The organism is Salinicoccus kekensis (genome assembly GCF_900220995.1).
In the GTDB taxonomy this organism is placed as follows: Bacteria; Bacillota; Bacilli; order Staphylococcales; family Salinicoccaceae; genus Lacicoccus; species Lacicoccus kekensis.
This window is the reverse complement of sequence record NZ_OBQF01000003.1, coordinates 74,469-94,172: the sequence shown is the minus strand read 5'-3', so window position 1 is coordinate 94,172 and position 19,704 is coordinate 74,469. Positions and strand designations below refer to the sequence as shown.

Annotated in this window: 19 protein-coding genes and 1 riboswitch; of the genes, 12 read left to right on the top strand and 7 right to left on the bottom strand. The window is 48.9% G+C overall.

Annotated features, from left to right (window positions below; genetic code table 11):
* Positions 1–200 precede the first annotated feature (200 nt).
* Positions 201–992, bottom strand: coding sequence for a CHAD domain-containing protein (locus tag CRN96_RS06985; protein ID WP_097040548.1), 792 nt, complete (start codon positions 990–992; stop codon positions 201–203).
* Positions 993–1,143: 151 nt separating this feature from the next.
* Entirely contained in the window at positions 1,144–3,408 is a 2,265-nt protein-coding gene (locus tag CRN96_RS06980; RefSeq protein WP_097040546.1) for an ATP-binding cassette domain-containing protein, read from the bottom strand.
* A gap of 123 nt (positions 3,409–3,531) precedes the next feature.
* Here CRN96_RS06980 and CRN96_RS06975 point away from each other — a divergent pair, with 123 nt between their 5' ends.
* The 9 genes from CRN96_RS06975 (at position 3,532) to CRN96_RS06935 (ending at position 11,805) form a co-directional block, all read left to right on the top strand.
* Entirely contained in the window at positions 3,532–4,113 is a 582-nt protein-coding gene (locus CRN96_RS06975) for a protein-L-isoaspartate(D-aspartate) O-methyltransferase (RefSeq protein ID WP_097040544.1), read from the top strand.
* A gap of 193 nt (positions 4,114–4,306) precedes the next feature.
* Positions 4,307–5,455 (top strand): hypothetical protein, encoded by a 1,149-nt coding sequence (locus CRN96_RS06970; RefSeq protein WP_097040542.1) that lies wholly within the window; start codon positions 4,307–4,309, stop codon positions 5,453–5,455.
* 17 nt (positions 5,456–5,472) lie between these two features.
* Entirely contained in the window at positions 5,473–6,699 is a 1,227-nt protein-coding gene (locus tag CRN96_RS06965; protein WP_097040540.1) for a metal-dependent hydrolase family protein, read from the top strand.
* Between the two features lie 182 nt (positions 6,700–6,881).
* Positions 6,882–7,559 carry a DUF421 domain-containing protein gene (locus CRN96_RS06960; protein WP_097040538.1) on the top strand — a complete coding sequence of 226 codons (678 nt, stop codon included), beginning with the start codon at positions 6,882–6,884 and terminating at the stop codon, positions 7,557–7,559.
* Positions 7,560–7,670: 111 nt separating this feature from the next.
* Positions 7,671–8,852, top strand: coding sequence for a diaminopropionate ammonia-lyase (locus tag CRN96_RS06955; protein ID WP_179647143.1), 1,182 nt, complete (start codon positions 7,671–7,673; stop codon positions 8,850–8,852).
* Between the two features lie 14 nt (positions 8,853–8,866).
* Positions 8,867–9,979, top strand: coding sequence for a glycosyltransferase family 2 protein (locus CRN96_RS06950; protein WP_097040534.1), 1,113 nt, complete (start codon positions 8,867–8,869; stop codon positions 9,977–9,979).
* Between the two features lie 82 nt (positions 9,980–10,061).
* Positions 10,062–10,105: riboswitch (PreQ1 riboswitch) on the top strand.
* Positions 10,105–10,569, top strand: a complete 465-nt coding sequence (locus CRN96_RS06945) for a QueT transporter family protein (protein ID WP_245844578.1) — start codon at positions 10,105–10,107, stop codon at positions 10,567–10,569. Its footprint overlaps the riboswitch before it by 1 nt.
* A gap of 98 nt (positions 10,570–10,667) precedes the next feature.
* On the top strand, positions 10,668–11,141 hold the full coding sequence (locus CRN96_RS06940) for a SprT-like domain-containing protein (RefSeq protein WP_097040532.1): 474 nt from the start codon (positions 10,668–10,670) through the stop codon (positions 11,139–11,141).
* A gap of 19 nt (positions 11,142–11,160) precedes the next feature.
* Entirely contained in the window at positions 11,161–11,805 is a 645-nt protein-coding gene (locus CRN96_RS06935; protein ID WP_179647142.1) for a class I SAM-dependent methyltransferase, read from the top strand.
* A 29-nt stretch (positions 11,806–11,834) separates the two neighbouring features.
* Here CRN96_RS06935 and CRN96_RS06930 read toward each other — a convergent pair whose 3' ends face one another.
* Positions 11,835–12,110: a hypothetical protein gene (locus CRN96_RS06930; protein ID WP_097040528.1), complete on the bottom strand. Its 276-nt coding sequence runs from the start codon at positions 12,108–12,110 to the stop codon at positions 11,835–11,837.
* Between the two features lie 203 nt (positions 12,111–12,313).
* Between CRN96_RS06930 and solA the strand changes: the two genes are divergently transcribed.
* Entirely contained in the window at positions 12,314–13,507 is a 1,194-nt protein-coding gene (gene solA / locus CRN96_RS06925; protein ID WP_342745141.1) for an N-methyl-L-tryptophan oxidase, read from the top strand.
* 71 nt (positions 13,508–13,578) lie between these two features.
* Positions 13,579–14,526 carry an ornithine cyclodeaminase family protein gene (locus CRN96_RS06920; RefSeq protein ID WP_097040524.1) on the top strand — a complete coding sequence of 316 codons (948 nt, stop codon included), beginning with the start codon at positions 13,579–13,581 and terminating at the stop codon, positions 14,524–14,526.
* Positions 14,527–14,786: 260 nt separating this feature from the next.
* Here the strand turns inward: CRN96_RS06920 and CRN96_RS06915 are convergent, their stop codons facing one another.
* From CRN96_RS06915 to CRN96_RS06905, 3 genes are all read right to left on the bottom strand, one after another.
* Positions 14,787–15,530, bottom strand: a complete 744-nt coding sequence (locus CRN96_RS06915; RefSeq protein WP_097040522.1) for a TspO/MBR family protein — start codon at positions 15,528–15,530, stop codon at positions 14,787–14,789.
* Positions 15,531–15,588: 58 nt separating this feature from the next.
* Positions 15,589–16,437, bottom strand: coding sequence for an SDR family oxidoreductase (locus CRN96_RS06910; protein ID WP_097040520.1), 849 nt, complete (start codon positions 16,435–16,437; stop codon positions 15,589–15,591).
* Between the two features lie 112 nt (positions 16,438–16,549).
* Positions 16,550–17,422 carry a LysR family transcriptional regulator gene (locus CRN96_RS06905; protein WP_097040518.1) on the bottom strand — a complete coding sequence of 291 codons (873 nt, stop codon included), beginning with the start codon at positions 17,420–17,422 and terminating at the stop codon, positions 16,550–16,552.
* Between the two features lie 94 nt (positions 17,423–17,516).
* Between CRN96_RS06905 and CRN96_RS06900 the strand changes: the two genes are divergently transcribed.
* Positions 17,517–18,155: an HD domain-containing protein gene (locus CRN96_RS06900; RefSeq protein ID WP_097040516.1), complete on the top strand. Its 639-nt coding sequence runs from the start codon at positions 17,517–17,519 to the stop codon at positions 18,153–18,155.
* A gap of 51 nt (positions 18,156–18,206) precedes the next feature.
* On the opposite strand, the gene CRN96_RS06895 is transcribed toward CRN96_RS06900, so the two are convergent.
* Positions 18,207–19,694: a phytoene desaturase family protein gene (locus CRN96_RS06895; RefSeq protein WP_097040514.1), complete on the bottom strand. Its 1,488-nt coding sequence runs from the start codon at positions 19,692–19,694 to the stop codon at positions 18,207–18,209.
* Between the last annotated feature and the right edge of the window lie 10 nt (positions 19,695–19,704).

Genomic DNA, 19,704 nt, shown 5'->3' with positions numbered 1-19,704 from the left:
AATCGGTTTCGGAGGCAAAATCCGAGCTGCGCCCCGGTTTTCACGCCTTCAAATCGGATTTATCATCCATTTCCGATTTGCACCCTGATTTCAGCGCCATAAGATCGGTTTCAGATCCAAAATCCGATCTGCGCTGCGATTTCCGCCCCTTCAAATCGGAAATAAAAAATCTCTGCACAGTCCATACCGTGCAGAGATTTTTATTTGCCTTGTTCGAGGTCTCTGATTTTCAGGAATACATTCCTGACCTCTTCATTATCCGCAGCATCCGCATATTCTTTGAGCATCGCCGCATTCACCCGGTGGTCGGTGATTTCCCCGAATTCATCCTGTATCTTTTTGGCTTCTTTGCTGATCTTCTTATGCTCAATACCGGTGAGCTTGCCAAGATACCTGGCCCCGAACCTCAGCTTTTTTGCATCCTTCCTCACTTCGTGGACATGTTCATAATCTTTCAGGTCTGTGTCTGCATAACCGGCGGCCAGCTTCTCATATTTCTTCTCCAGCCGGTCATGGATGAATGACTTCAAGTCCTTCTCATCCCTGTACTTCTGTTTGAATTCCAGATTTTCAATCCTCTTCCTGATATCTTCGATTTCACTCTCAATATCCTTCTTCTCAACATCCAAAAGCGCCGTCTCCATCTTTTTAAAGCGCTCATCATTCAAATAAAAGAACATCTCCCGAAAGTGTTCACTCATATCGGGCTCCCGTTTCGCAGTACCCGCACACAATCCGGTCAGCACATCAATCTCCCGCAGATCACTGATCACCAGGGCGATGTCCCTCAGTTCACCGTTCAATTTTTCGTAGTCTTTCTTGTACATCGCCTTCTTCAGGATATTTAAAATCCCCCTGAGTTTGCGGCAGTCCACCCTCAGTTTATGGACGGTCTCTTCCTGGAAAGGGTTGTTCATGAAGTCTTTATATGACTGCCTGACTTTCCCGGCACGCTTGATCAAAATCTCCTGGACATCAGTCATTTTCATCATCCCTTATAAGTTCCATATTTTTAAACTTATACCCGGTTCAGTAGAGACGTTAACGTTTCAAGGGCGTTATTCAGCATGTCCATGAAATCCTCAAAAGCCCATCGTACCAGGACATACGCGCTTATAACACTATGCGTTATAAAACATGGCATCATTCTCCATCGCTGACATAACGCCTCAAATGCTTCGCCGTCACCGATTCTTCCACTTCCAATAAACCCTTCGGCCGTCCGGTATACAGGACTCTGCCGCCGGCTTTCCCGGCACCGGGTCCGATGTCGATCAGCCAGTCTGCGTGTGTCATCATCGTCAGGTTATGCTCTACGATGAGGACCGTGTTGCCCGCTTCAATCAGTTTTTCAAAGCAGTTCAGAAGTGTCGGTATGTCCCTTTCATGAAGGCCGGTCGTCGGTTCGTCGAAGACATAGATCATGCCGGATGCTTCGCTGTCGAGATGCGAGCTGAGCTTCAGCCGCTGCATCTCTCCGCCGGACAGCGTGTCCAGCGACTGGCCGAGCGTCATATACTGCAGGCCCGTCTGTTCAAGATGAAGCAGCCGCTCCCTGACTGTCTGATTCTCCTTGAAGAGGCTGATTGCTTCTTCAACGGTCAATGCCAGTATATCTGCAATCGAATACCCTTCGACTTTTGCTTCAAGCACTTCCGGACGGTACCTGCTGCCCCCACACACTTCGCACACCTGGCTCATGTCCGCCATGAAAGCGAGTTCGGTCTTGATGATGCCTTTGCCGCTGCATTCCGGGCATGCACCTTCCGAGTTATAGCTGAACATGCTTTTTTTAAGTCCGGTCTTCCTGCTGAAAAATGTGCGTATATCATCAAATACATCCATATAAGTCAAAAGGTTCGAGCGGTTGGAGGCCTGGATACTTTTCTGATCGATGAAAATGACCTCTTCCCGGGATTTCAGACCTTCTTTGAGCAGGGTGCTCTTGCCGGATCCCGCCACACCTGTAACTACCGTCATCATTCCGGCCGGTATATCGACGCTGACATTTTCCAGGTTGTTCCTCGTGATATTTTTAAGATGGATGAAGTCATTTATTTCCCTCTCCTTCTTATCCAGCGTATGCACAGTCCGCATCGCCTCCCCGGTCGGTGTCGCAGAGTCAAGCAGTGCCTCATATGTGCCGGTGAATGTGATCTCCCCGCCGGCTTTGCCGGCGCCGGGTCCGATATCGATCACGTGGTCTGCGATCTTGATCACGTCCGGATCGTGTTCCACGACCAGGACGGTGTTGCCCTTATCACGGATGGAGGTGATGATGTCGTTGATCTTGTCGATATCTTCGGGATGCAGCCCGATGCTCGGTTCATCGATGATATAGACGAGGTCGGTCAGGGGACTGTTCAGATGCCGGATGAGCTTGATTCTCTGGGACTCCCCGCCGGACAGTGTCGGCGTCTCGCGGTTCAGCGTCAAATAATTCAGTCCGACATGCTTCAGCGCCTTCAATTGCTTGAGCAGCGGCTCTATGATGTATTTTGCCTTCTCATCTTCCAGCGATTCGAGGAAGGGGATCGCATCCTCGATTGTGAGTGAGGTGAAGTCTGCGATGTTGAAGCCGTCAATCCTGCAGGACAGCACTTTTTCATTGAGCCTCTGTCCATCACATACCGGGCATTTCCTCGAAGTCACCACCCGTTCCACATCTGAAAAGAAACGCTTTTTCTCAAAGTTGTCGTTCAATAAAAAAGACCGTCTGAAACGGTGGATCAGCCCTTCGAATTTGGCGGTCCTGGGCCAGTTTTCCGGAGGATTCTTCAACCGCCTCGGTTTCGTGTAAAGGAAAGTGTCCATCTCTTCTTCCGTATAGTCTTTCAGCTTCTTATCGTTATCAAATAAGCCGCTGTACAAGTAACGTTTTCCGCGCCAGCTGTCGGGGCGGAACGACGGGAATTTGATCGCATCCTCATTCAATGATCTGTCGAAATCCAGCAGCTCATCAAGATCGATATCTTCCACATAGCCGAGCCCCTGGCACCTTTCGCACATGCCCGCCGGATTATTGAACGAAAACACCGGGGAATAACCGACGAATGGCTCACCGATACGGGACCACAGCAGGCGGACGGATGCATATATATCCGATATCGTCCCGACGGTGGAGCGGGAGTTGCCTCCGAGCCGCTTCTGATTGATCACCATGGCCACCGGCAGATTCAAAATCTGGTCCACTTCAGGCTTTTCGTACTGCGTCAGCTGGTTCTGCACATAGGTCGAATACGTTTCATTCAGCAGGCGTTCGGACTCTGCAGCCACCGTGTTGAAGACGAGTGATGATTTACCGGAACCGGACCGGCCGGTGAACACCGTCAATTTGTGTTTCGGGATGTCCACGCTGATATTTTTCAAGTTGTTCTGATTTGCACCTTTAATATGTATATGATCCATTACTCTCACCCCGTATAAAAATTTGCTTCGTCTCTATATATTAACCTCAAAATCCAAAATCAAACCCGCTGATGAGGGTATAAGGGTTATAGCACATCAAACAACCATTAAGGGGTGACGGATATGAGATACAGCGATGAAGAGATCAGGAAGTATTTCATGCAGCTCGATCGCAGCCGCTTCATCGATGAGCAGAAGGAGCTTGCTGTCCTCGACCGGCCGCTTCCCATCGGCCACGGCCAGACGATCTCGCAGCCTTCCCTTGTCCTCACGATGACATTGAAGCTTGAGCTGGATTCAGAGGATAAAGTCCTCGAGATAGGGACGGGTTCCGGGTTCCAGACGGCGCTGCTCTCAAAATTTTCGCACGCTGTGTACACTGTGGAGCGTATCAGGGCGCTTCATGAGCGTGCCAGGGAAAGACTCACGGATCTGGGATATCGGAACATTCATTTCCATTACGGCGATGGCCATGAGGGATGGGAGGAACATGCACCTTATGACAAGATCATGGTCACGGCAGCAGCTGAAGAAATGCCGGAAAATCTGATCAAACAGCTCGCACCGGGCGGCAGGATGATCATCCCGGTCGGCAGCTTCTTCGGACAGGAATTGAAACTAATCGAGAAGGACGATAAAGGCAGGATCAGTGAGTCCACCATTGAACATGTCATGTTCGTAAAGTTCAAGAAGGATGTGGAATGAGGGGGTGAATCCCGGTAAAATTTTACACTGAAGAAAGTTATTTACTGGGGTTCATTTACATACAGGTATACAGTATACAATGGAGACGTTTTCTTTCATTGAAAACTCATTTTTTTCAGAATTTAACTATTATTCTTTTACCTTTGGCTGTATAATGCACTCATTAAATAGAAAACATTTAGGAGTGCTGTATATGTGGGAAGAACCAATTATTGCGACGGTGGGTATATTCGCCCTGCTTGCCCTGGGTGAATACATCTCTGTCCTGTCACGCGCACGGATTCCGACATTGATGACTGCGATGCTCGGTTTCCTGATTTTTACATGGATTGGTGTGTTTCCGGAAAACATACTTGAATTGTCCACGCTTCCGGCCCTCGGTGCAATCCTGATCGGCCCGCTGATCGTCCATATGGGAACACTCATGCGTTTTGATATACTGAAGTCACAGTGGAAGGCGGTCGTCATTGCACTTTCGGGTCTCGTCGGTTCACTCACTTTAGTACTGACCCTGATCACGCTGATGTTTGACTTCCCGACCGCTGCAAGTGGTGTGGGGCCTTTATCCGGCGGCATCGTCGCACTGCTCATCACGAATGAACGGCTGACCGAGCTCGGGCTCAGCACTTTGGTCGTCGTCCCCGTGCTGGTGTACGCCTTCCAGGGCGTTGTCGGCATGCCTGTCTCAACATTTTTCATGAAGCGTTATGGACATTTGTTCATGACCGGACAGGTCAATGTGAAAGATACGGCGAAGATTTCCCTGGAAGAAAAACCTGTAAAATATAAATTCATGCAGAATAATATCATTAAACTGTTTTTCGTCTTTGTTCTGGCTGCAGTCGGTGTTTACCTCGGGGATGTCACAGGAGTGCATTATACGATTTTCTGTCTGGTCCTCGGCATACTCGCGCTGAACTTCGGTTTCTTCCCGAAAAGTGTGCTTGAATCAGCGAACTCGTTCAGCTTTATGATGGTTGCTTTGATTTTCGTCATCATCGGCACGATGGCGGATGTCACGCCACAGGATGTCATCAACAATATACCGAGTGTCCTTGCGATCCTTGCAATCGGTACTTTCGGCATACTTGCCGGCGGATATATCGCCTCAAGAATCGTCGGCTGGCATCCATATAAAGGCATGCCCGTCGCCTTGACCGCACTGCTCGGTTTCCCGGCGGACTATATCATCTGCGAGGAAGTGGCGCGCAGTGAAACGGATAACCCCGAGGATGAAAGTAAATTGTTCCAGGAACTTGTGACCCCGATGCTGATCGGCGGTTTCGTGACAGTGACCGTGGCTTCGATTTTCATAGCGAGCATCGTGATGAACTTAATTTAACTTAAAGGAGAATGAACATGAGTAAGTTATTGGTGAAAAACATCAACCTGATTGACGGTACAGGCTCGGATAATATCGTCAACACGAATATATTGATTGAAGACGGCAGATTCAAATCCCTGAATGCGGACACTTCTGCCGGTGATGCCGAAGTGATCGACGGTGGAGGATATTACATGCTTCCCGGTATGATCGATACACATGTCCATATGATGTTTGAGCTGAAGCCGCTCGAGCAGCGCCTCACCACACCTTTTTCATATAATTTCTATGAAGCGGCAAAACACTTGAACACAGTCCTGAATGCAGGCATCACGACGGTGCGTGATGCGCTCGGAAGCGACCTCGGACTGAAGAAGGCGATAGATGACGGCCTGGTCGACGGACCGAGGATGCAGATCAGCGTCAACGCCCTGACCATCACGGGCGGACACGGCGACGGCTACAATTATTCAGGGATCGTTGCAGATATGCTGCAGCCGCATCCCGGTATGCCTTCAGGCGTATGCGACGGTGTGGAGGAAGTGAGGAAGAAGACCCGTGAAATGCTGAGGGCGGGCGCGGACGTCATAAAGGTCCACGCCACGGGCGGGGTATCCAGCCCGACCGACCACCCCAAATTCACACAGTTCTCCCTCGAGGAACTGAAGGTGATTGTGGAAGAGGCGCAGTTCAGGAACGGCGTGAAAGTGATGGCCCACGCCCAGGGGCTTGAAGGCATCAGGCAGTGTGTCGAGGCGGGTATCCACTCGATAGAGCACGGCATCTACCTGGATGATGAGATCTGTGAAAGGATGAAGGACCAGGGCACCTACCTTGTGCCGACGCTTCTGGCACCTGTCTCCGTGCTTGAATTCGCCGATGAACTCGGCATGGCGCAGACATCCATCGACAAGTCCAAAGAAGTCATTGAAATCCATAAGGAGAGCTTCACAAGAGCTTACAAAGCCGGCGTGAAAATCGCGATGGGCACCGATGCAGGGGTATTCAAGCACGGCACCAACCTACGGGAACTTGAGCTGATGGTGGAGTGCGGCATGACACCGATGGATGCAATCGTCGCTTCCACTCAGACCGCCGCAGAATGTATGGGCTACACCGATCTCGGACTGATCAAAGAAGATTATATCGCGGACTTCATATTGACCGAAGAGAATCCGCTCGAAAATATCGGCATACTGAAAGACAATGATGCAATCAAAGTCGTCGCAAAAGACGGTAAAGTGTTCAAAAACATGATTTAGGCAGGACCTGCGAAGCCGGGATGTAATTTTATTACATCCCGGCTTTTTTATATGCTGCCGCTGTAAAAACGTCAAAAAAGTTATTTTCTCAAAGAAGTGGGTATGTATGATTATTGAATGGATCTTTCCATTTGAGGCTGAAAATTTTTTTCACTTAAACAATCTATACAGGAGTGACGGAAATGGAAGATATAATGTCTTATTTTGTGAAATTGACCTCAGGGCTGATCGGTGTCATGATCATACTCAGGTTGCTCGGCCCTAAGGAAATGGCTCAGATCACGCCACTTGATTTTGTATATGCCCTGATTCTCGGAAGCATCGTTGAGGAGTCCCTCTATGAGACGGATACACCTTTCTACCATATGCTGCTCATGCTTGCGTACTGGGCATTGCTGATTTACGTGATTGAAAGGTTCGCCATGAAGAATGAACGCTTCAGAAGACTGACGAAAGGCAGCTCCCAGCTGCTGATCAATGACGGGGAAATCGATAAAAAAGTGTTGGATCGGAACAATATGGATGTTGATGAAGTCAGAGAATTATTGAGGATGCAAGGTGTATTCTCCCTGCGCGAAGTAAAGCATGCAATCATGGAAACAAGCGGCATGCTCTCCATCATCAAACACGCGGACGAAGAGCCACCGTCACGCCACCAGGTCCTGGAAGACTACAAGGAAAATTCGATATCCTACTTATTCATCGACGGCGGGGAAGTCGAACACAGGTCGCTTCAGGCTGCAGGGTATGATGAAGACTGGCTGAAAAACACCATCAGAGAAGAGACCGACAAAGATGTCAAAGACATTTTCCTCGCGGAATGGAACGAGAATGAAGGGTTTTTCATACAAGCAAAATGACAGGGATGCCCTGTCATTTTTATTTTTCTTTGAAGATGTCTGCGCCAATGGCTTAACACCGAGGCATTTTAGGTTATGATGGTGATAAAGGGTGTCTCAGGAGGATGGATTATGAAATGGATTCAGAATAAATTCAAGAGTACAGCTGATGCTGAAAATTACAACGGGGATTTTTCACTGCAGGAGATCCAGGGTGCAGCACATTTCCACGCGTCCATGCCGCAATATGAACCAACCCCGCTGCACGAGCTGAAAAATGGGGCACAGTCACTTGGCCTCGGGGCTTTATTCGTCAAAGATGAATCGGCAAGATTCGGTTTGAATGCGTTCAAAGGGCTCGGTGCTTCCTACGCCATGGCGCAGCACTTCGCCGGAAAAATGGTGCGGGACGGCCAAAGCCTTTCTTTCACCGATCTGCTCGACGCAGCCGACAGTTACCCGGTGGAGACTTTCGCCACGGCAACGGAAGGCAACCACGGCAAAGGTGTCGCATGGGGTGCTCATATCTTCGGACAAAAAGGGAAGGTCTTCCTCCCGGACGGCGCTGCCAAAATCCGCGTGCAGGCAGTCACCGACCTCGGTGCAGAAGCGATCGTCACGGATATGAACTATGATGATACCGTGCAATATGCGGCTCAGGAGGCGGCGAAAAACGGCTGGATCCTGATGCAGGATACCGCTTGGGAAGGCTATACGGAAATACCAGTCGATATCATGAAGGGCTATACGACGATCATTTCTGAAATCAGGGCACAGCTTGGCCAAAACTCACTGGAGGGAATTTCCCACGTCGTCCTGCAGGCGGGGGTCGGGTCATTCGCCGGTGCTATGGCGGCTGCATTATACAATCTCACCGGCGGCCGTCCGCCTACGATCATCATAGTGGAGCCGGCGGCTGCAGATCCGCTTTACCGTTCCGCCGGGACTGAGACCGGCGATCCGGTCAGGGTCTACGGCGATATGGATACGACGATGGCGGGACTTTCATGTGGTGCGCCGAGCCCGGTTGGATGGAATATACTGAAAGCGACTGCCGACTGCTTCGTCTCCTGCGGTGATGCGGTGAGCGACAGAGGCATGCGATTGTACGGCAAACCCGACGGCGGAGACCCGGCGGTCACTTCAGGCGCATCCGGCGCCCTGCCGCTCGGCTTCCTTGCCGAAGTGATGACGGATGAGCGCTTTTCAGAGCTAAAAGAAGATCTCGGCCTGGATGAATCTTCAAAAGTGCTCCTGATCAATACCGAGGGGGACACCGATCCCGTTCACTATAAAAAAGTGATGAAAGCATAAGGGGAGGGGCCAAAATGATCATACCCATCATCTTCATCATTTGGATCATCATCACCTTCATCTGCGGCACCCTTTTCTTCAAAGAGAGGAATCGGTTGATCAAGAGGTCTTCCAAAGCGGGGAACTGCGCCGTCAGCATCATCATCCCCGCGAGGAATGAAGCCGACAATCTGCCAGTGCTGCTGGAGAGCATCAAAAAACAGAAGAATGTCCGCACTGAAGTCATCGTCGCGGACGACGGCTCAACGGACCGGACAGCTGAAATCGCAAGAAACCTCGGCGCGAAAGTGATTGAAGTGCCCGAAACGGAACTGCCGGGGAAATATTTTGCGTGCTTCACGGGCAGCCGGCATGCAGCCAGCCACCTGCTCCTATTCATGGATGCCGACACTTTCTTTACAGATGAATATTCACTCGCCGATTTATGCCGTCAATACGAGAGCCACCCTGAAAAGGGGCTGGTGTCCGTCCAGCCGTTCCATGAAACCGGAAAAAAGCACGAGACTTTCTCTGCCGTCTTCAATTTGATGACCGTCGCAGGCATCAATATATTCTCGGCCTTCAAAGACAGATATGAAGCCGGCACGGTCTTCGGACCGGTGATGCTGACGGATAAAGACGACTATCATAAAACCGGCGGCCATATGACGGCAAAAGGCTCCATCATCGAAGGCACCGCCATCTATGAAGCGTACAGGGCACAGGACATCCCCATACACCACCTGCTCGGAAAAAATACGGTGCACGTCAGGATGTACAGCGGGGGATGCCGCTCGATGGTGGACGGCTGGAAGAAGCATATCTCCATCGGGTCGGAGAATACGGGCGGCGCTGTAATGGCATCCATCATGATATGGCTGTCATCGGGACTCGTATTCCCCGTCTTCCTTTTGTATGCCATCATATTCGATACATACATGCTCGCCCCGGCATTATTACTGTATCTGCTCGGTTGCATCCAATTCCATCAGTTATGCCGGCCGGTGATCAATGTCGGCAGGGCCGGGAGTGCATTTTATCCGTTATATCAGTACTTTTTCTTCTTCGTATATACTCTCTCGCTCTATCAGACGAGGATCAAAAAGACCGTTGAATGGAAGGACCGCAACATCGAGTATAAAAAGTAGAATTTATCATTTTTCTGTCACCGGAGAACCGCCCCCCCGGATGATGAATCTGCTATAATGGCATGGCAGTTTGTAAAAGTTCCATCCACAGGTTCGCAAACTCCCTGTATAAAAAACTAAGGAGAATGATGATCATCAAAAATAAAATACTCGTTTACAATGCGGTGCTTGCCGCTGTTTATGTTGCACTGACCGTGATCAATCCAATTGGTACGATGGCGATACAGCTCAGGATCAGCGAGATGCTTGCCGTCATACCGTTCTTCAACCGCCGGTTCATACCCGGCATGATCCTCGGTCTCGCCATAGCTAACTTCTTTTCACCGCTCGGCTTGATCGACGTCGCAACAGGTGTAGGTATCGCGGCAATCTCGTATACCATCAGCTACTTCATTAAAAATATCTGGGTCAATGCGGTACAGTACAGTGTGCTTTGCGGCATATTCGTCGGACTGATGCTGCTTACGGTCGCCGGTGTGCCATTCTGGTTCAGCTTCGTCACCATAACCATTTCTACACTGATCACGACTTTCCTCGGCACTTTCCTGTTTTCCAAGATTGGTGACAGAGTGCTGCCCAGCTTAAAATAAATGATATTTCCCGGGTGATGAATGATATTTATCTCACCCGGGATTTTATTTCCATTGAATGGGATATTTGAAATTATATATGATCGAGAGTGATTGCCTTGAATGAAATTGAACTGAAATGCTGTGCAGAGAAATTTCTACACAGCAATTTCAACCTGGAGCTTGAAATACCCATCCGCATATCAAAACGCATGAAATCGAAGCTCGGCGTCTTCATCGTCAAATATCGCGGAGATGAAGTCACCGGCAGCGAAATCGTCATTTCCGAGAGCTTCATCACAAATAATGAAAAGCCCGCCGTACTTGATGTCCTGTATCATGAGTGCGTACATTATGCCCTGTATAAGACCGGGCAGCCCTACAGGGACTCAGACTCAACATTCATCCGCACATTGGGACGGCTCGGCATTTCCAGGACCCGGAGCTACAAATACAGGGGTGAGTCTTTTTTATATGAATGCAGGAAATGCAGATACAGCTTCAGTAAAAATATGAAGGGTTACGAGAAGCGCTACAGATGCCGCAGCTGCCGCGGCAGATTCATTTACAGAGGAATTGTGCAGCATCAATAACAGAATGGGGGACATTGACATGAATCATTTATGCAGGATTTGCGGGTCGGACACGGCCATGCTGTACGGCCCGAAAGAAACCTTCCTCCACTGTCCGGAATGCGAGTATATTTCGCGGAACGAAAGTGGAAAGCTCTCCCTGGATGACGAAAAGGAGGTATATGACCTCCACCGCAACTCAATAGACGACCCGCATTATGTCGACTTTTTCTACAAGTTTTTAAATGATGCCGTCTTCCCATATGACCCTGCAGGGAAAAACGGGCTCGATTTCGGCAGCGGCCCCTCCCCCGTGCTTGCCGGACTTTTGGAACGCCACCGGTACCATATGGATATACATGATAAATTCTACGCTCCGGAGAAGATTTATGAGGATAAGAAGTATGATCTCATCACAGCGACCGAAGTGGTGGAGCATATGGCAGACCCCGTCCATCACTTCAGGCTATTTGCCAGGCTCTTGAAAGCGGACGGCATACTTGCTGTCATGACCCTGTTCCATCAAAACGACCCTGAACATTTCAAGCAGTGGCATTATATGCGTGACCCGACGCATGTTTCATTTTACACCACGAAAACGCTTGAATATATTGCCGATGCCTCCGGACTGGAAATCATCCATACAAACAATGTCAGGTACACGACATTCAAATTGAAAGATTAAAAAAAGAGCAGGGACTCTGTCCCCGCTCTTCATCCGTTCTGTGCTTTTTTACGCGAAGCTTCCCTCAATTCGTAATAGTACAGGACACTCGTCATCGCGCCTTCGTCCACCATATTCGAATCCCTCAAATCTTCCGGTCTGCCGAGATTTTTGATGTATGGGTCATCCGTCCATTTACCAACCTGGCTGACTGCCATCTCCATACCCTTATCGATGCCTTTCTTCACTTTCTCGGTATTGGCACTCACATAAAGGGCACCTGCCGTTACACCTGCTGCCGTGATCAATTTAGTCTTCTTGCCCATCGGAAGTCCACCTCCTCTCCATAATGGAATTCTCTGTGCGTCCCGTGCTTACCTTCATTATCTCATGAATTGCACTGTTTACAAAAAATTCAGTATTATATTACTCTTTATTGAAAACGATTTCTTGCTTTTGTGATTAATTGCTTTATATTCGTGGTAGAGAGTGGAAAAAGCGGCATAAAAATTCTTTCTGCCGCTGATTAATCATTAGGAGTGATCTTATCACCAACAAACATTATGACGTGGTTATCGTAGGCGCAGGTGCAATGGGAATGTCTTCAGGTTATTATTTATCTGAAAAGGGTTTGAAAGTATTGATGATAGATGCATATGATCCACCGCATGACAATGGCAGTCACGGCGGGGACACCCGCCTGATCCGGCACGCGGTGGGCGAGGGGCTTCACTATATACCGCTTGCCCTGCGTTCCCAGGAGATGTGGAATGAACTCCAGAATCATTCAGAAGATGAAATCTTCAGGGAAACCGGCATCCTCAACTTCGGTTACAAGGGGTCGGAGTTCCTTGGAAACACAATAGAAGGTGCACGGGAATACGGCCTGGAAATCGAGACCCTCACACAGGAGGAGATCCTGGAACGCTGGCCGGATATGCAGGGTGAAGACCTGGACATCGGTTATTATGAGGAAAAGGGCGGCGTCATCATGGGTGGGAATGCCATCCGGACATATCGAAGGCTCGCACTTCAAAATGGTGCCGAACTGTTGATTGACACCCCTGTAAAAAGCATTCATCCGGAAGATGATAAAGTGACTGTACAGACGGAACATGACACTTTCACGGGAGATCAACTCATCCTCTCTGCCGGCGGATGGACCGGCACGTTCTTAAAAGACCTCGGGCTGGATTTGAAACTGCAGCCTTCAAGGCGCACAATCGCCTGGTTCGAAGCGGATGAGTCACTTTACAGTTCCGATAATTTCCCGGGCTTCATTGGAAGGTCCAGAAAAGGTGCATACTATGGTTTTCCAAGCATCGACGGGACCGGAGTCAAAATCGGGCGTTTCAACGGTGACCCCGAGGATGACGATGAACCCGAAAATATGGACAAAACCTTCGGTGCCTTTGAGAAAGATGAAGGGCACTTAAGGGATTTCCTAGATGAATATATGAAAGAGGCGAACGGCAAGCTCAACAGGGGCGTGACATGCATCTTCTCCAATACACCGGATGAAGACTTCATCATCGACCGGCACCCTGAACATGAAAATATCTTTATAGCCGGCGGTTTCTCCGGCCACGGTTTCAAATACGTGCCGGTGATTGGTGAGATCTTCACCCAGCTCATCACTGAAGGCAAAACCGAACATGATATCTCCGAGTTCTCAGTCACAAGGGATATACTGTATGAGAAAAAACATTCAGCCAAGCTGTAAATTCACAGCATCCTCCTCCGTGGTACAATAAAGGGAATATGGAAAATGTTTTTTGAAAAGGAGAATGGACCATGCATTTCTTAACGGATGGAGAGATTCAGGAAGCTTACAGGATTCATCATGCGATTGAAGACGTGAAGATGATCCTGGATGATTACAGGAATGGCAGGCTGGTGGAGGCAAACAGGATCGTCCTGCCCGCAAGCGATCATTCCTCCATGCTGTATATGCCGTGCATCAGCACAGAGCAGAAAGTCTCAATCATCAAGACGGTGTCGATTTTTCCGGAAAACGCCGATTTGCCGACGACCCAGGGCAATATCCTTGTAACGAATCTGAATGACGGCAAACATATCGCTTCCCTCGAAGCTTCTTATTTGACGAGATTACGCACCGGGGCGATGACCGCCATTGCGACAGATAAACTCGCGAGGAAAGATGCCCGCGTGCTCGGTGTGATCGGCACCGGCAGGATGGCCTTCGAACAGGTTCTCGGCGTACTTGAAGTCCGCGACATCAAGAAGATGATTTTATTCAACAGGACACGGAGCAAAGCCGAAACGTTCAAACAGGATTTGCAGGATTTCGGAATCGAGATTCCGATGGAAATTGCGGATGACGTCAACCGGTTGGTTGAAGAAAGTGACATCCTGAACTGTGCCACCCAGTCGAAAACACCTGTTTTTGACGGTGATGCCTTGAAAGACGGCACCCATATCAACGGGGTCGGTTCATTCACACCCGAAATGATCGAGATGGATATGGAAACCATCAAACAAGCCGGCCAGATTTATCTTGATGATATGGATGGTGCCAAGGAAGAAGCGGGCGAAATCATCAAGGCAGTGGAAGCAGGCATCATCTCGTGGGATGATATCGACGGCAGCCTCGCAGATATTTTCGATGCGGAATTCCTCAGGCAGTCGGATGAGGAAATCACCCTCTACAAATGTGTCGGTGCCGGTTATTTCGACCTTGCAGTGGCGAACGGCGTGATGAAAGTCAAAAACTTACGGTAAGCCCGACTTCAGGCAAAATAAAACATCGAATCAATCCATATGATGGTTGATTCGATGTTTTTTTATTTGATGCTGGTGAAATTCGGAATCTGCGGCGGCCTCGGAATCGTATAAGTCTCCTCAAAATCGGAAGTTATGCGATATTCGCCTACATAATCGTATAAGTCGCTCCAAAATAAGAACTTATACGATATCAGATGAATCGTAACATAGAGCTCCCCAACTGATAAGGTACATTCATAACCATATGCACCAGAACTTTAAACCTTCAATGCTCTCGCTTTCTGAACGATGATCATAATCGCTATAATCGCAAGTGCGATGCCCACGATCAGCAATGTGATGTTAAGTCCGATCGATACGTCGCCGCTTTCTGCGTATATACCGATCAGAGGCCATATCAGCACAAGCGGATAGACCCAGTCCTTGAAGAATATCGCGATCGTAATGCCGATGATGCCTGCTATAATCACCAGCAGGATGGTCCATGTCAGTTCGCCCATCCCTAAAATGGTGTCGATATCGAGGTTTGTGACCCATGTGAAGATGTTGACTATGGTCGCCAGCGTCACCCAGGCAAAGTATATCGCAAACGGAAATCTGTCGAACCAGTTATGATTGGTTTCGCTGATCGATGAATATATTTCAGCAAGAGTATACAACATTCCCGCAATCACGATGACGGAAGCAAAAAGCCATTCCTGTGTGAAGACGAAAATCCATAAGCCATTCAATATAAAGTTGGCGATCGGCCAGAATTTCAACCGTTCTGTAATATATGATCTATCCTTTTTGGAAAAGAACAAATATATGATCCATATGAAAATCAGGGTGTAGATCAACCCCCAAATCGAAAAGGCAAAGCCTGCAGGCTGGATGATGGTCTCATTCTGATTGGCCGTCCCGCCGACATCCGAGCCCATCTGCCCTGCGGTATAGTTGGCAACAACCATAAGGACGAAGAAGACAAAGTATGCCAGGACCCATTTTCTATGCGTTGTCATGTGCTCACTCCTATTGTGAAAATTGGAAGCGGGGCGGGTGCCCCGCTAACTTTATATATTATTCCGCTTTCGTTCCGGGCTCTATATCATATGATTTCTGCACTGTTTCATGCCTTTCGCCGAGCGCTTCATCCGTCTTCTTATCCCATAGCTCCGATCTCATATCCTTGATCATGGAAATCATGCTTTCCGGGATGACGTTTCGGTAATTTTTCGTTTCGCCGAGTATCACTTTCACCGACGGTTCAATCACTTCTTCCGGGTCATACTGTTCCATCGGGAACGCCAGGTTTTCGTAATCGAACACCGTTTCATCGACTTCCTGCCAGTTTTTCCATGTTTCAAATTCCCGGTCGTTGAATCCGGTCAAATAAGGCCCCGGATTGATTGTCGCAACTTCGATATTGAACTCCTGGAGTTCCTGGCTGAGCGCCTCGGCAAATGCTTCAAGCGCATGTTTAGATCCGTTGTAAGGTCCGGATAACGGTGTGGAGACGAGCCCTGAAATCGACGACACAAAGACGATCCTGCCTTGTTTCTTCTCGATCATCTTCCGTGCGAATCCTTTCGTCAAAAGTATCGGGCCGAATGTATTCACCTCGAATTGATGACGGAGGTTGTCTTCCGGTATGTCGACAAGAGAGCCGCCTTCTTTGACTGCTGCGTTGTTGACGAGTACATCGACGTCCCACGTCCATGCTTTCTGCCGGTCCTTTTCACTGGTCACGTCCAGCTTCTCGATTTTCATTTCAAGTCCGCGGTCTTTGGCTTCTTTTTCCAGGGCAGAGACCTGCGACATTGCTTCCACACTTGCGATCACCGATTTTCCTTTTTCCGCAAGGCTGAATGCGATGCCTTTGCCGAAACCTGTTCCCGCACCTGTCACAAGGATTGTTCCTTCAGTCATTTCAAGTCCTCCTAAATAATTTGAACTTATTTTACATACAGTTCACGTTTACCCTTGATCAGCCATAAAAAAACAGTCTTCCACGACTTAATATGGAAAACTGTGTAATATTTCATTTCGCTATATTGAGTTTCTTCAGTTCCCGGAGAGTCATCCGGTGAAACGCATCTAGGAGGCCGTCCGGTTTCATCACTCCGTTATGGTGCATGACGACATTCCGCTTCAACTGCGGCTCCTCCACTTTCTTCACCTCCAGATTTTCTGAATCATAAAAAGACAGGGAGGTATCCGATACAAGGGAGATGCCCATACCATTGTTTACCATATTATAGACGACGGACAGGTCACTGAGTTCGATTGCCGGACTGATGTGCAACCCGTAATGGGCAGCCAGGTCATTGAATATGTGCCTGCATGAATAATTTTCGTTCATCAGCACCCACGGGTATCCTGAAAGTTCTTCCAGCCGTATCTCCCCGGCAGACTTTGAGGAGATGATATTGAAGCCATCTTCATATAAGAAAGTCATATTATTCTTCTTGTCCGTCGCGTCATAATCGAAATAAAGATCGAGCTCTCCTTTTTCAAGCATCGAAGATGAAAGGTCCAAAGTATAGAGGGCACACTGGACATCGGGGTGTTCTGTCTTGAAACGGATGAGCACATTGGATATGAGGTCCGTGAGCTCCCCCTGCATCACACCGATGCGCAGCATTTTCACAACCGAGTAGTCCCGCCTGATTTCATTGATTGTACCGTCCAGCTCTTCTTTCATGAACGATATTTTACGGAACAGCGATTCGCCGGCTGCAGTCAGCTTCACTTTCCTCGGGCTCCTGTAAAACAGCCTGATATGGAGCTCTTCTTCCAGCAGATTGATCTGCTGGCTCAAAGTCGGCTGCTTGATGCCGATTCTTTTTGCCGCTTCCGAGTAATTCTGTTCCCGGCCCAATATGAAAAAGTAATACAACCGTTTATATGACATTTTATTCTCTCCATTCCAGACAGACTATAGCACTATAGTTTGAAGACTGTCCATAACGTTTATAGTATGTAATATATAAGGAGCTGATACAAAGATGATAACAGAATTGGACAAAATCATAGTCCCGGATAGTAAGATTGTCACGGAAGCACAGGATCTCGTGCACGAGCACGGCAACGAACTGATTTGGAACCATTCGAACAGAGTCTATCTTTTCGGCGCAGTCAAAGGTGACCAGGACCAGGTGAAGTATGATCATGAACTATTATACATCAGTGCACTTTTCCATGACCTCGGTCTGACGAAGCAATACAGCAGTGATGATTTACGGTTCGAGGTGGACGGCGCCAATGCTGCAAGGCAGTTCCTCGAGACCCACAACATCACGCCGAGCCAGATGCAGCTTGTATGGGATGCCATCGCCCTCCACACGACACCTGGTGTTGCGGAGCATAAGGAAAGCGAAGTCGCACTCCTATTCCACGGCGTCGGCATGGACGTGATGGGGGACAACTTCGAACAGTTCTCCGAGGAGATCAGGAAAGCCGTCGTACAGAAGTTCCCGAGGAACAATTTCAAAAATGATATCATCGAAGCATTCTACAACGGCATCAAACATAAGCCGGAGACGACATTCGGCAATATGAAAGAGGATGTCATCAAACATTTCCAGCCGGATTATTCCAATCCGAACTTCTGCTCATGCATCATCAATTCCAAATGGGACAGCTGATGGAAATAAAGACCCGAGGGACCACAGACGGTCCTTCGGGTTTTTTAATCATCAATTTTCTCTTTCTGCAATCATCGCGCCGACCTGCTGGCCGCTCAATGTCACCATCGGCATGCCGCCTCCCGGGTTCACCGTGCCGCCTGCGAAGTAGAGGTTATCGATATGCACCGACTTTTTGGGATGCTTGAATCCTTTATTCTTCCTTCTGTCGGATAGAGTGCCGTATATTGCACCGTGATCGGAATTATAAAGGTTTTGGATGTCGTGGGGCGTGAGCATATATTCAGTTACGATCGACTGCCTCAAATCAGTGAGGCCCATGTTTTCAAGCTTGATCAGCACCCGTTCGCGGAATTTGAGGTAGTCTTCCTTCGTATATTCTTTATCCTGGATTGGCGGGATATGAGGTAGAACCTTCAAGTTTTCATGCCCCCGCCTTGCCTGGGAAGGGTCCGTCTTATTGCTGTTCACAAGGTAGATCGTCGGGTCTTGCGGCAGCACTTTGTCATCGAACACTTCCTTATAATTCCTCTTTGAGTCAGTGGAGAAGAAGAAGTTATGATGACTGAGCTGTGGATATTCCCTGTCCACCCCGAGATGGAGGACGAGCCCTGAACTCGCCGGCTCGAATCTGTTTTCAAGCTGCTTCATATTTTTGGGCTGGACATCAAGCACATGCCTGTAGAACGGGAGGACTTCCATGTTGGATACATAATAATCCGCCGCCGCTTCCGAGCCGTCTTCGAATATGATTTTCTCTATTTCACCGTTCTTTGTGATGGCCGTATTGACCGCCCGGTTCGTACAAATCTCGACGCCGATTTCTTCAGCCAGCCGTGCGATTCCGTGAGCAAGGTGGTGCAGGCCGCCTTTTACGTACCACACACCCTGTTCATGCTGCATATGTGCCATCATGTTGAGCACGGCAGGGGCATTGTAGGCACTCGATCCGACATACTTGATGAAGTAGCCGAGCATATCCCTCATATGTGGATTTTTGATCCGTCTGTCGATGCCCTGCTGCATCGTGGAAAAATAATCGAAGCCCCTGAGCGCGGAAACGGGCCCGTGGAATTTGATGACGGATTTTATGTCGTCCAGGCCTTTTTCGAAATAACCCGGGACGGTCACTCGGTCGATCCCGCGGGCATACTTCAGGAAGTTTTCATATTCCTTCATATCTCTTTTGGTGAGGGACGGATTTTCCTGCTTCATCTTTTCAAGATTGCCGTATAGATTGATGATTTCGCCGTCCGTGAAAAACGATTTCCACTGGTGCCGAAGTTCCTCAATCTCCACATAATCCGCCATCTCCCTGCCGCTTCTTTCGAACAGCCGCTCGAATATGTACGGCATGGTGAGGAGGGAAGGGCCGAGGTCGAAGCCGAACCCGTCCTGCTCATGCCGGTTCAGCTTGCCGCCGAGATGACCGTTCTTTTCATACAGCGTGACATCAAAACCATGCTGCTTGAGCGTGACCGCCGATGACAGGCCGCCCAGGCCGCCTCCGATGACAATTACTTTCTTTACCGGGGACATAATCTTCCTC